Below are 13,033 nucleotides of genomic sequence, written 5' to 3'. Positions count from 1 at the left end.
TTCAGAGGCAGGGGGGTGACGTCAAGCCGAAGATGAATTACGAGTCATAATTCATCAAAGGAGGAAACGAGGCCGGTAATCGGCCCAAAACCCGCAAAATGATCAATCTTTCGAGCTTCATCACCTTTCATGCCCAGCGCACGCCGGACCGGCCCGCGCTGAAATATCGCGGCGAGGAGATCTCCTACGCCGATTTCGATGCGCGCATCCGGCAAGCGGCCGGCTGGCTCGCCGCGCAGGGCATCGGCGCGGGCGACGTCGCGGCCGTGCTGATGAAGAACAGCGCGGCGTTCCTGGAGCTCGTCTTCGCCACCAGCCATCTCGGCGCGGTGTTCTTGCCGATCAATTTTCGACTGTCGCGCGACGAGGTCGGCTACATCGCGGGTAATGCCGGCGCGCGGTTGTTGATCGTCGATGAAGAACTCGCCGCGAATGCAGCCGGCGCGAAAATTGTCGTGCTGAACGAAGCCGCGCAGCAAAGCATCACGCACCTCGAGGGCGAGGCCGCGCCAGCGCCGATGCACGTCCGCACGCCGTCCGACCTGATGCGCTTGATGTACACCTCGGGCACCACCGACCGCCCCAAGGGCGTGATGCTCACCTACGATAATTTCTACTGGAAGTCGGCTGACCAGACGATCGCGCTTGGCATCAGCGCCGAGACGCGATTGCTCGTCGTCGGCCCGCTCTATCACGTCGGTGCGCTCGACCTGCCCGGCATCGCCGTGCTCTGGCATGGCGGCTTCATCCGCATCGAACGCAATTTCGAGCCGGAGACCGCGCTTGCGGCGATCGCGGAGGACAAGCTCAACGCGGCATGGTTCGCGCCTGTGATGACCACGGCGATGCTCACCTGCCCCACCCGCGATCGTTACGACGTCTCCAGCCTGAGATGGGCGATCGGCGGCGGCGAGAAGACGCCGGAGGTGCGCATCCGCGCGTTCTCGGAGTTCTTCCGCAATGCGCGCTACATCGATGCCTATGGCCTCACCGAGACCGTCGGCGGCGACACCTTCATGGAAGCCGGCCGCGAGATCGAGAAGATCGGTTCAACCGGGCGCGCCATCGCCCACGTCGAGATCGAGATCCGTGACGAGGACGGCAAGACGCTGCCGCCGAACGTCAATGGCGAGATCTGCCTGCGCGGACCGAAAATCACGCGCGGCTATTGGAAGGATCCGGAGAAGACGGCGGCGGCCTTCTTCGGCGACTGGTTCCGCAGCGGCGATGTCGGCTATCTCGACGAGGAAGGCTTCCTGTATCTGACCGACCGCAAGAAGGACATGATCATCTCGGGCGGCGAGAACATCGCTTCCTCCGAGGTCGAGCGCGTCATCTACGATTTGCCCGAGGTGCGCGAAGTCGCGGTGATCGGCCTGCGCGATGCGCGCTGGGGCGAGCGGCCGGTCGCGATCGTCGTGCTGGCCGAAGGCGCGAGCCTCGAACTCCCTGCCCTCGCCGAGCACTGCCGTACGCGCCTGGCGAGCTTCAAGGTGCCGAAGGAGCTCGTCATTCGCGACAGCCTGCCGCGTAATCCGAGCGGAAAGATCCTCAAGCGCGTGCTGCGCGCCGAGCTGGAGACCTCTGAATGACGCAAGCGAATGCCAAGGTCACAAAGCTCAACCGTGTCGAGCGCAACGCCTGGACCAAGCAGAAGATCTTTGACGCCGCGACCAAGGTCGTCGGCAAGCATGGCTATGCCGAAGCCTCGGTCGCCCGCATCACGGAAGAAGCCGGCGTCGCGCAGGGCACCTTCTACAATCATTTCGAGAACCGCCAGGAGCTGCTCGACCAGCTCCTGCCGAAGATCGGCCTCGACATGGTGGAATTCATCCGCGCCCGCACCGGCACCGCCGATGCAGCGCGGCAGGAGATCGCCCGCTTCTCCGCCTTCTTCGACTTTATCCGCGAGGTGCCGGAGTTCCTGCGCATCCTCAACGAGGCCGAGTTCTTCGCGCCGATCGGGTACCAGAAACACCTCGACAACATCTCGGTCGCCTATGTCCGCATCTTGCGCCGCGCGCGAACGGCAGGCGCGATCGAGGATTACAGCGACGAGGAATTCGAGGCCATCGTCCACATGCTGATGGGCGCGCGCGGCTATCTCAGCCGCCGTTACTCCTATTCGGCCGGCGGCGTCACCGCCGTGCCCGACCACGTCATCTCCGCCTATCGCAAGCTGATGACGCGCGGCCTCTTCAGTGCATCCGGAGATCAGGACACGCCATGAACATCGCATCTCCACAAAAGCCGCTCGATCTCGTCTCCGCGATCGCCGAAGGCGATATCCGCTGCCTGCTGATGGTGCTGGTGCACATGACCGGCGATGAGCGCTGGCTCGAGCCGCCGTACTTGCCCAAGCGCGACATCCGTCTCATTCCCGATCCGGAGGCCGGCGTGCCCCGGAAGGTCCAGGACGAGATCCGTGCTGCAGTGGTCAAGCTGTTTGCCGACGGCACGCCAAAACCCGTCATCACCGATCCCGGCGAAGAGCTGCTGCTCAAGATGATGCGCGCCTGCCTTGGCGAGAACGTCGCGCCGGAATACGCGCCCCTGATGCGCGAAGAGATGGGGTTTGTGGCGCGCGAGCCGCAGTGGACGCAACGCCATTCCGACGAGAAGCTTGCCGCCCAGCATGTGCTGATCGTCGGCGCCGGCGTCTGTGCCATCGCGCTCGGCGTGGCACTCGGCCATCTCGGCATCCCCTACACCATCGTCGAGAAGAACGCCGAGCTCGGCGGCACCTGGTGGATCAACCGCTATCCCGGCTGCGGCGTCGATACGCCGAACCACTCCTATTCCTACTCGTTCGGCTCGGGCAATGCATGGACGCGCTATTTCTGCCAGCGCGAAGAACTGCTCGGATATCTGCTGAAGGTCGCCGAGGAATACGGCATCCGCAAGCATCTGCGGGTCAATACCGAGCTGACAGCGTCGCGCTGGGACGAGGGCAAGCGACGCTGGATCTCGACGCTGAAGACGAAGAGCGGCGAAGAGATTTTTGAATCCACCGCGCTGGTCTCGGCCATCGGCCAGCTCAACGATCCCTCGCGCGCGCATTTCAAGGGCGAAGACAGTTTCAAGGGAACGATCCTGCATTCGGCGCTGTGGTCAGGCGATATCGACCTCGACGGCAAGCATGTTGCCGTGATCGGCACCGGCGCGACATCGATGCAGCTGGTGCCGTCAATCGCCGGCCGCGTCGCCTCCGTCACAGTCTATCAGCGCAGCGCGCAATGGGCGCGGCCCGTTAAGGGCTATTCCGATCCGATCAGCGAGGGCGCGCGCTGGCTGCTCGCGCATCTGACGTTCTATGTGCAGTGGTATCGCTTCAACATGTTCTGGCGCTATGGCGACGGCCTGTTGCCGTTCCTGCGCAAGGACCCGGCCTGGCCGCATCCGGAGCGCGCCGTCAACAAGGGCAATGACCGGCATCGCCAGGAGCTGACCGATTTCATCCTCACCGAGCTGAAGGACCGCCCCGACCTGATCGCCAAATGCGTGCCGACCTATCCGCCCTATGGCAAGCGCATCCTGCTTGACAACAACTGGTTCAGGACGCTCACGCGGGACAATGTCGAGCTCGTCACCGACACGATCGATCATTTCGATCGCGACGGCATCGTCACCGCTGACGGCGAGCATCGCCCCGCCGACATCATCGTCGTCGCCACCGGTTTCAAGGTGACGGAGATGGCGGCACGCCTCAACATCAGCGGCCGCGGCGGCAAGGATCTGCGCGAGGCCTGGGCCAACGACAATCCGACGGCGTTCCTCGGCCTCACCGTGCCGGACTTTCCGAACTTCTTCTGCATGCTCGGCCCGAACTCCGGCCCCGCCCATGGCGGCAGCGTCATCTTCCAGTCGGAATGTCAGAGCCGTTATATCTCCGCCTGCCTTGCCGACATGATCGAGCAAGACGTCGCCGCCATCGACGTCCGTCCCGACGTGCTCGACGACTACGTCCGCAAGGTCGATGCCGAGCACGAGGCGATGATCTGGACCCATCCTGGCATGAGCACCTATTATCGCAATTCGAGCGGCCGCGTGTTTTCGGCGATGCCCTGGCGGTTCGTGGACTACTGGCGCATGACGCATGATCCGGATCTGGGGCAGTATCGGCTGACGAAGGGGTAAGAGGTTGAGGCATTGAGGCGTTGATTGCGCCACGACGGCACTGCACCCTCGCCCCTTGTGGGAGAGGGTGGCTTCGCGAAGCGAAGCCGGGTGAGGGGTTCTATCCCCACGAACGGTAGCGCGAGTGGATAGATACCCCTCATCCGGCGCTTCGCGCCACCTTCTCCCACAAGGGGAGAAGGAAGAAAGAGGAAGCCGCCAATGCCCAGGCCAATTGTCCGCGTCTACACCGACTACAAGAGCCCTTACGCGTTCGTGGCCAACAAGCGGCTATTTTCGCTCGAGGAGGCGCACGGCGTCGAGCTCGAATGGCTGCCCTATACGCTGCGCGTCGCCGAATTCATGGGGACGGTCGAGGAGCGCACGCCGCATTTCTGGCGCAAGGTGCGTTACGCCTATATGGACGCGCGGCGCTATGCCAATGCGCAAGGGCTCGTCATGAAGGGGCCGCGTCGCATCTACGACGCCTTCTATTCCAGCGTTGGAATGCTGTTCGCACAGCGGCACGGCTTCTTCCGCCCTTATCACGACACGGTGTTCCGCACATTCTGGAGCCATGAGCTGGAGATCGACGATCTCGCCGCAATCACGGACGTCATCAAATCTTGCGGTGGCAAGGCGCCCGAGTTCGAAGCCTACGTCAACGGCCCTGCCCGCGCCGAGCACGACCGCATCATCGACGAGGCCGAAGCACTCGGCGTGTTCGGCGTGCCCACCATGGTGTTCAACGGCGAACTGTTCTGGGGCGGTGATCGCATCGACATGCTGATCGAACGGATCGAGCGTCCGGAAACGATCGAGGCCGCGCTCGGCAGCCGCCACCGCAAATCAGTGTAGCCGTTACGCCGCAAGTCCGCTCTCAACCGGGGCAAATTCCAGCCCGAGGCTCTCGGCAACGGCCTTGTTGGTTATGCGGCCACGATGCACGTTCAGTCCGTTGCGCAAATGCGGATTTTCCAGGACTGCAGCAAAGCCCTTGTTGGCGAGCAACAGGCCGAACGGCAGCGTTGCGTTGTTCAGCCCCTGGCTCGACGTCACCGGCACCGCGCCTGGCATGTTGGCGACGCAATAATGCACGATGCCGTCGACCTGATAGGTTGGATCGGCGTGCGTGGTCGGATGCGAGGTCTCGAAGCAGCCGCCCTGGTCGATCGCGACATCGACCAGCACGGCGCCCGGCCGCATCGACTTGAGCATCGCGCGCGTGACGAGCTTTGGTGCACTGGCGCCCGGTACCAGCACCGCCCCGATCACGACGTCGGCAGTGAACACCTCATCCTCGACCGCCTCGATGGTCGAGAAGCGGGTGCGCACCCGCCCGAGAAACACATCGTCCAGCTCGCGCAGACGGGGAATCGAGCGGTCGATCACAGTGACTTCCGCACCGAGGCCCGCCGCCATGCGCGCCGCCTGCGTTCCCACCACGCCGCCGCCGAGCACGACGACGCGCGCTGGCTGCACACCGGGCACGCCGCCGAGCAGCACCCCGCGGCCGCCGGCCGATCGCTTGAGCGCGGCGCCGGCGGCCTCGATGGCGAGGCGGCCAGCGACTTCGCTCATCGGCGCAAGCAGGGGGAGGTGACCGGCCGCGTCGGTGACGGTTTCATAGGCGATCGCAGTGCAACCGGAAGCGAGAAGGCCCTTGGCCTGTTCGGGATCCGGCGCAAGATGGAGATAAGTAAACAGGATCTGGCCTTCGCGGAGCTGGGACCATTCGCTCTTCTGCGGCTCCTTCACCTTCACGATCATGTCGGTGCTGGCGAAGATGTCGCGGGCGTTCTCCGCGATCGCGGCCCCTGCCCGCTGGTACACCTCGTCGGACGCGCCGATGCCGCTGCCGGCACCGGTCTCGACCGTCACCTGGTGCCCGGCCGCGACATATTCGCGGACCGCGCCCGGGGTGAGCCCGACGCGATATTCCTGCACCTTGATCTCCTTGGGCACACCGACGCGCATTTTGGGCTCCTTCCAACGTCCTGATTCACCCCGTCATCGTAGCGATCGGGCCAGTTTGGTTTCGTGCAAATATCCGCTAGCTTCGACCTCCCCGCGCCGGTTTCCGGCGTGCAAACGCCCTTTCACGCTGGAAACGAAACCTTGGCCCTCGACCGGAAAGATCTCGCCATCCTCGCGGAACTCACCACCAATGCGCGGGCCAGCCACACCGAGCTCGCCACCAAGGTCGGGCTATCGAGCACGGCGCTGGCGCGGCGGCAGAAGGCGCTGGAGGACGACGGCTACATCCAGGCCTACCAGGCCGCGCTCGATCTCGCGCAATTCGGCCTCACCACGACGGTGCTGGTCCGCATTGCGCTGGAGAGCCAGAGCGACGAGGCGCTGAAGGCGTTCGAGGCGGAGGTGGTGAAATGCCCGTCCGTCGTGCGCTGCTTCCTGATGTCGGGCACCGACGACTACATCCTGATCGTGCTCGCCCGCGACATCCAGGATTTCGAGCGCATCCACCGTACCGAGTTGTCGCGCCTGCCGCGCGTGGCGCGGGTCCAATCGAGCTTCGCGCTGCGCGAGATCGTCAACCGCGCGGTGCCGACGGTGGTTTTCGGCGAAGCCAAGCGCTGACACTGTGTCGCGGGCGCCACAATTCCCGGCAGGGAACCAAGCGGCCGGTTGTAAGTTGGAGGCCATTGGCAAGCGGAGGCAACGGTGCCTCCTCGTCAGTTCGGCTGACGTCTCGGCTCAGTCGCCGTCGCAGGGAGCAGGACATGAGCGATGTCACGCACGAGATTCCCGAACGCATTCCAATTCATATCGTCGTCAATGGCGTCGGCCACACGCTCGATCTCGTGCCCTGGACCACGCTTCTGGATGCCCTGCGTGACCATCTTGCGCTGACCGGCACCAAGAAGGGCTGCGATCACGGCCAGTGCGGCGCCTGCACCGTGCTGATCGACGGACGGCGCGTCAATTCCTGCCTGACGCTCGCCGTCATGAAGGACGGCGCCGAGATCACGACGATCGAAGGCCTTGCCAAGGACGGAACGCTTCATCCCCTGCAACAGGCGTTCATCGACCACGACGCCTTTCAGTGCGGCTATTGCACGCCGGGACAGATTTGCTCGGCGGCGGGTCTTCTGGCCGAAGGCCGCGCCCGGGATGCCGACGAGATCAGAGAGCTGATGAGCGGAAATCTCTGCCGCTGCGGCGCCTATCCGAACATCGTCGCCGCGATCCAGCAGGCAATGGGACGGCCATGAACAACTTCCAGTATTCCCGCGCCACCGACGTCGCCGACGCGATCCGCCTGCTGGCCGCCGATCCCGGCGCCAAGCTGATTGCCGGCGGCACCAATCTGATCGACCTGATGAAGGAAAATGTCGAGCGGCCCTCCCGGCTGATCGACATCTCCCGCCTGCCGCTCCGCGACATCGAGGAGACGGCCGACGGAGGCCTGCGCATCGGCGCCTTGGTGCCGAATTCGGACCTCGCTTACCATCCGCTTGTCGAGCAGCGCTACCCCCTGCTCGCCGGCGCCATCCTCGCCGGCGCTTCCGCGCAATTGCGCAATATGGCCTCCGTTGGCGGCAACCTGATGCAGCGCACGCGCTGCGCCTACTTTTATGACACGGCGACGCCCTGCAACAAGCGAGATCCCGGCAGCGGCTGCTCGGCAATCGACGGCCTCAACCGCAACCACGCAATCCTCGGTACGAGCGCGTCCTGCATCGCGACCAACCCGTCCGACATGAGCGTCGCACTTGCTGCGCTCGGTGCGCTCGTGCACATCGCAGGTCCCTCCGGCCAGCGCACTGTCGCATTGACCGATTTCCATCGACTCCCGGAGGACAAACCTCATGTCGATACAAATCTCGGCATCGGCGAGATCATCGCGGCCGTCGAACTTCCGCCGCACGGCTTTGCCCGTAACTACAGCTATCTGAAGATCCGCGACCGGCTGTCCTATGCTTTTGCTTTGGTCTCGGTCGCGGCCGCGCTCGAACTGGATGGCAACGCGATCCGCGAAGCCCGCCTGGCGCTCGGCGGCGTAGCTCACAAGCCCTGGCGCAGCCTTGAGGCCGAAGCGGCGTTGCGCGGCCAGGCGGCGACGCCCGATCACTTCTCGCGCGCGGCCGATCTGCTGCTACACGGGGCAACGGCCCGCGCACATAACCGCTTCAAGATCGAGCTCGCGCGCCGCGCCATCGTGCGGACGCTGATGCAGGCTGCCAGCGCCACGCCACAATCACAGGCTCACAAGAAAATCGCGTGAGGGACCGATGAACGCCTATGTCGGAACGCCAACGTCCCGCGTCGATGGCCGCGCCAAGGTCACCGGAGCCGCCAAATATGCCGGCGAATTCCCGGCAGACGGCCTCCTCCATGGCTTCGTCGTCGAGGCCACGATTCCGCGCGGACGTATCGCTCGCCTCGACGCCAGCGACGCGCTGCACGTGAAGGGCGTGGTCGACGTGCTCACGCATGCGCATCGTCCGCCCCTCGCCGACAATGACGATGCCTGGAAGGACGAGGTGGCGCCGGAGAAGGGCTCGCCCTTCCGCCCGCTCTATGACGACAGGATCTGGTTCAACGGCCAGCCCATCGCGCTCGTCGTGGCGGATGACTGGGAAACCGCTAAATTCGCTGCGACCCGCGTGCGCGTTGAATACGACCGGGAGGCATTTGCAACCGATCTCGAATCCGAACATGGCAAAGCCGGCAAAGTGGATCGGCCGCACAAGCCGCGCGGCGACGCCGCCGCGGCGCTGGCTGGGGCCGCTGTGCGGCACCAGGCGGATTACGTCCTCCCGACCGAGCACCACAACCCGATGGAGCTCTATGCGACCACGGTGGTCCGAGACGGCAGCGGCAGGCTTACCGTCTATGACAAGACGCAAGGTGTCCAGAACGTCCACAAATATCTATGCAGTGTGTTCAAAAAGAAGCCCGATGACCTCCGCGTGATCTCGCCCTATGTCGGCGGCGCCTTCGGCTCCGGATTGCGGCCGCAATACCAGGTGGTGCTGGCGACGCTTGCCGCGCTCGAACTCAAGCGATCCGTCCGTGTCGTGCTGACACGGCAGCAGATGTACGGGCTCGGCTACCGGCCGATGACCATTGAGCGTGTCGCGCTCGGCGCAAGGCCCGACGGCACGCTCGATGCCGTCACGCACGAGGCCACCGCCGTGACTTCGCGCTACGAGGATTTTTCGCGCAATGACAGCGGCTGGGCGGAACAGCTGTACAAGAGCCCGAACAGCCTCTTCTCCCATACGCTCGTCGATCTCGACCTCTCCACACCCTGCGACATGCGCGCGCCCGGCGCCGCGTCCGGCGTCTGCGCGCTCGAATGCGCCATGGACGAATTGGCCGTCGCGCTCAAGCTCGATCCGATCGAGCTGCGATTGAAGTGCTATTCGGATCGCGACCAGAGCGAAGACCTGCCCTACACCAGCAAGCAGCTGCGCGAATGCTACGCGCGCGGCGCGGAAGCGTTCGGCTGGAGCCGGCGCAATCCCGCGCCACGCTCCATGCGCGATGGCAAGGAGCTGGTCGGTTGGGGCATGGCGACGGGGGTATGGGAGGCGCTTCAGATGCCGGCCGCCGTCCGCATCGTGTTGACGTCGAACGGCCATGCCGAGGTATCCTGCGCCGCGTCCGATATCGGCACCGGCACCTACACCATCGTGGCCCAGGTGGCCGCCGACGCCCTCGGGCTGCCGATCGAGAATATCGACGTGAGGCTTGCCGATTCGACCTTGCCGCAGGCCCCTGTCGAAGGCGGTTCCTGGATGGCGGCGTCGGCCGCGCACGCCGTGCTGGGCGCGGCCGAAGACATTCGCCAGGAGCTCGCACGGCTCGCCAAGGCGATGCCCGCCTCGCCCCTCGGCGGCGTCGATGCGCCCGACGTGATCCTTGTCGACGGCACGATCGCCAAGGCCGGCGACAAGGCCCGTGCCGTCTCGATCGCGGACGCGATGCGTCACGGCAAGCTCGAGCGGATCGAGAAGCAGAAGCTCAATCATTTCGCGGAGGACAAGTCGCACGCGCGCAACACCCATTCGGCGGTCTTCGCGGAGGTCAAGGTCGACGAAGAATTGGGCGTCATCCGCGTCACGCGCGTCGTGAGCGCGGTCGCAGCCGGACGGATCCTCAATACCAAGACCGGCCGCAGCCAGATCATGGGCGGCGTGGTCTGGGGCATCGGAATGGCGCTGCACGAGGAGACGGTGATGGATCACCGCTTCGGCAGGATCATGAACGCGAACATCGCCGAGTACCACATTCCCGTGAATGCCGACGTTCACGACATCGACGTCATCTTCGTCGACGAACCCGACGACCGGATCAACAAGCTGGGCGTCAAGGGCATTGGCGAAATCGGCATCGTCGGCGTACCTGCGGCGATCGCGAACGCAGTCTATCACGCTACCGGTAAGCGCATCCGGCGCTTCCCGATCACGCTGGACAAGTTGCTGGATTGATCGCCCGTCACACGATCCCCGCTGGATCGGGCGATTGTCATAGAACTGTCATCGAAAGTGCAGAGACCTGCCAGTCTCTGTAGATTCGGGACACACCATGGATTATTTCAAGCGCTTCAACTTCCTGTTCGCCGCACCTGTGTTCGACGCCGACGATCTGGAAGGCATCCGCTTCAACCAGATTATCGAGGAGATCCAGCGCTCCGGCTTCGAGGTCGTGAGGGCCCGCAGACTGGAGGACGCCGAGATCGCGGTGCAGACCGACGCCGCGATCGGCTGCATGGTGGTGGACTGGGGCAAGAAGGGCCTCGAGGGGAAGACCTCGGCGCTGATCAACCTGATGCGGCGCCGCGGCCTCGACTTCCCGATCATCCTCCTGATCCGGCGCAAGCGCTTCGAGGATTTGCCGGTCGAGGTGCTCGACTTCATCGACGGCTATGTCTTCCTCTCCGAGGAGACGCCGACCTTCATCGCTAAGAATTTGATCAGCCGGCTCAAGCAATATGCCGAGACGCTGAAGACGCCGTTCTTCGGCGCACTGGTCGATTATGCCGAGGAAGGCAACCAGCTCTGGACCTGTCCGGGTCACAATGGCGGCGTGTTCTACAACCGCAGTCCGATCGGCCGGGTCTTCGTCGAGCATCTCGGCGAATCCGTGTTCCGCGACGACCTCGACAATTCCGTGCTCGACCTCGGCGACCTCCTCACCCATGAGGGTCCCGCGCTGAGGGCGCAGAAGGAAGCCGCCCAGATTTTTGGTGCGGAAAAGACCTATTTCGTGCTCAACGGCACCTCGACCTCGAACAAGGTCGCGCTCGGCGCCCTCGTCACCGACGGCGACCTCGTGCTGTTCGACCGCAACAACCACAAGGCCGCCCATCACGGCGCGCTGATGATCAATGGCGGCATCCCGATCTACGTGCCGACCATCCGCAATGCCTGGGGCCTGATCGGCCCGATGCGCTGGGACATGCTCGACGAAAAGGCCCTGCGCGAGGCGATCCGGAACCATCCGCTGGTGACGGACAAGGACGCCTGGCGCAAGGAGCGGCCGTTCCGCGTCGCCGTCGTCGAGCAGTGCACCTATGACGGCTCGATCCACAGTGCCGAGATGATCCTGAAGCGCATCGGCCATCTCTGCGAATACATCCTGTTCGACGAGGCCTGGGCCGGCTTCATGAAGTTCCACCCGCTCTATGCCGGCCGCTTCGCCATGGGGCTGGCGAACCTTCCTCCCGAAGCGCCCGGCATCATCGCTACGCAATCCACCCACAAGCAGCTCGCGAGCTTCTCGCAGGCCTCCCAGATCCACATCAAGGACCGCCATATCCGCGGCCAGAAGCGGCGCGTCGAACACCGCCGCTTCAACGAGAGCTTCATGCAGCACGCCTCGACCTCGCCGTTCTACCCGCTGTTCGCCTCCCTCGACGTCGGCGCGCAGATGATGAAGGGCCGCTCGGGCGAGGTGCTGTGGGACGACACGATCCGGCTCGGCATCGAGTTGCGCAAGAAGATCCGCGCCATGCGCCGGGAGTTCGAGGAGAAGGAGCAAAATCCGGATCGCCGCTGGTTCTTCGAACCCTTCGTTCCCGATCGCGTCACCATTCCCGACGTCAGCCGCCCCGGCGCTGCGCACAACGTCGCCTGGGAGACCCTCTCCACCGACGAGCTCGCCACCAATCCGGCGCTGTGGCAGCTCTCGCCAGATACCAACTGGCACGGCTTTCCCGATCTCGCGGAAGGCTTTGCCATGACCGACCCGAACAAGCTGACGCTGCTGACGCCTGGCTTCGATCGCACCACCGGCGCCTATGCCGAGCACGGCATCCCCGCGCCTGTGGTCGCGCAGTACTTGCGCGAAAACCGCATCGTCCCTGAAAAGAACGACCTCAACTCCCTGCTCTTCCTGCTCACCCCCGGCGTCGAGGCGAGCAAGGCCGGCACGCTGATCTCCGGGCTTGTCGCATTCAAAAGGCTGCATGACGACAACGCCTTGCTAGCCGACGTCATCCCTGAATTCTACCAGCGGCGTCAGGCGCGCTATGCCGGCGTGCGGCTGCGCGATCTCTGCGGCGACATGCACCGCTTCTTCCGTGCCGCCGATGTCAGCGCCCTCCAGGCCCGGCAGTTCATGCCCGAGCACATGCCCGAGATCGCGATGTCGCCCCGCGATGCCGCGCGCTATCTGTTCAAGAACGACGTCGACTATTTGCCGATCGAGGCGATCGCGGGCCGCATCGCCACCACGCCCTTCGTGGTCTACCCGCCCGGCATCGCCACCATCGTGCCTGGCGAGCGGCTGACGGAGCGGGCCAAGCCCATGGTGGATTATCTCAAAATGTTCGAAACCTGCTTCAACACGTTCCCGGGGTTCGATGTGGAAATCCAGGGCGTCTACAAGGAGATCGATGCACAGGGCCGCATCGGCCTCTATACTTACGTCGTTGCCGAGTAGGTGC

The 13,033-nt window shown here is 64.3% G+C and carries 10 protein-coding genes; 9 read left to right on the top strand and 1 reads right to left on the bottom strand.

Annotation, left to right across the window (positions count from 1 at the left end; translation table 11 throughout):
- Positions 1–98: 98 nt before the first annotated feature.
- The 4 genes from ABIB99_RS03355 to ABIB99_RS03340 all read left to right on the top strand — a co-directional run bounded on the left by ABIB99_RS03355 (position 99) and on the right by ABIB99_RS03340 (position 4,974).
- The gene (locus ABIB99_RS03355; RefSeq protein WP_354174867.1) at positions 99–1,592 is read left to right on the top strand and encodes an AMP-binding protein; all 1,494 of its coding nucleotides are present in this window, start codon (positions 99–101) and stop codon (positions 1,590–1,592) included.
- Positions 1,589–2,230, top strand: coding sequence for a TetR/AcrR family transcriptional regulator (locus ABIB99_RS03350; protein ID WP_212449787.1), 642 nt, complete (start codon positions 1,589–1,591; stop codon positions 2,228–2,230). The genes ABIB99_RS03355 and ABIB99_RS03350 overlap by 4 nt, the downstream gene beginning before the upstream one ends.
- Positions 2,227–4,137 (top strand): flavin-containing monooxygenase, encoded by a 1,911-nt coding sequence (locus ABIB99_RS03345; RefSeq protein WP_354174866.1) that lies wholly within the window; start codon positions 2,227–2,229, stop codon positions 4,135–4,137. The genes ABIB99_RS03350 and ABIB99_RS03345 overlap by 4 nt, the downstream gene beginning before the upstream one ends.
- Positions 4,138–4,338: 201 nt before the next feature.
- Entirely contained in the window at positions 4,339–4,974 is a 636-nt protein-coding gene (locus tag ABIB99_RS03340) for a 2-hydroxychromene-2-carboxylate isomerase (RefSeq protein WP_354174865.1), read from the top strand.
- A 3-nt stretch (positions 4,975–4,977) separates the two neighbouring features.
- On the opposite strand, the gene ald is transcribed toward ABIB99_RS03340, so the two are convergent.
- Positions 4,978–6,093, bottom strand: a complete 1,116-nt coding sequence (ald, locus tag ABIB99_RS03335; protein ID WP_354174864.1) for an alanine dehydrogenase — start codon at positions 6,091–6,093, stop codon at positions 4,978–4,980.
- Between the two features lie 141 nt (positions 6,094–6,234).
- On the opposite strand from ald, the gene ABIB99_RS03330 reads away from it, so the two are divergent.
- The 5 genes from ABIB99_RS03330 (at position 6,235) to ABIB99_RS03310 (ending at position 13,029) form a co-directional block, all read left to right on the top strand.
- Positions 6,235–6,714 carry an Lrp/AsnC family transcriptional regulator gene (locus ABIB99_RS03330; RefSeq protein WP_028150288.1) on the top strand — a complete coding sequence of 160 codons (480 nt, stop codon included), beginning with the start codon at positions 6,235–6,237 and terminating at the stop codon, positions 6,712–6,714.
- Between the two features lie 143 nt (positions 6,715–6,857).
- Positions 6,858–7,349, top strand: coding sequence for a (2Fe-2S)-binding protein (locus ABIB99_RS03325; RefSeq protein ID WP_354174863.1), 492 nt, complete (start codon positions 6,858–6,860; stop codon positions 7,347–7,349).
- On the top strand, positions 7,346–8,362 hold the full coding sequence (locus tag ABIB99_RS03320; RefSeq protein WP_354174862.1) for an FAD binding domain-containing protein: 1,017 nt from the start codon (positions 7,346–7,348) through the stop codon (positions 8,360–8,362). Before ABIB99_RS03325 ends, ABIB99_RS03320 begins: the two co-directional genes overlap by 4 nt.
- Positions 8,363–8,369: 7 nt before the next feature.
- On the top strand, positions 8,370–10,574 hold the full coding sequence (locus tag ABIB99_RS03315) for a xanthine dehydrogenase family protein molybdopterin-binding subunit (protein WP_354174861.1): 2,205 nt from the start codon (positions 8,370–8,372) through the stop codon (positions 10,572–10,574).
- A gap of 97 nt (positions 10,575–10,671) precedes the next feature.
- Positions 10,672–13,029, top strand: a complete 2,358-nt coding sequence (locus ABIB99_RS03310) for an Orn/Lys/Arg family decarboxylase (RefSeq protein WP_354174860.1) — start codon at positions 10,672–10,674, stop codon at positions 13,027–13,029.
- Positions 13,030–13,033 lie beyond the last annotated feature (4 nt).

This window comes from Bradyrhizobium sp. LA6.1, from assembly GCF_040547805.1.
GTDB lineage: Bacteria > Pseudomonadota > Alphaproteobacteria > Rhizobiales > Xanthobacteraceae > Bradyrhizobium > Bradyrhizobium barranii.
The sequence above is the reverse complement of the archived record's forward strand: the minus strand, read 5'-3'. Positions and strand labels throughout refer to the sequence as shown.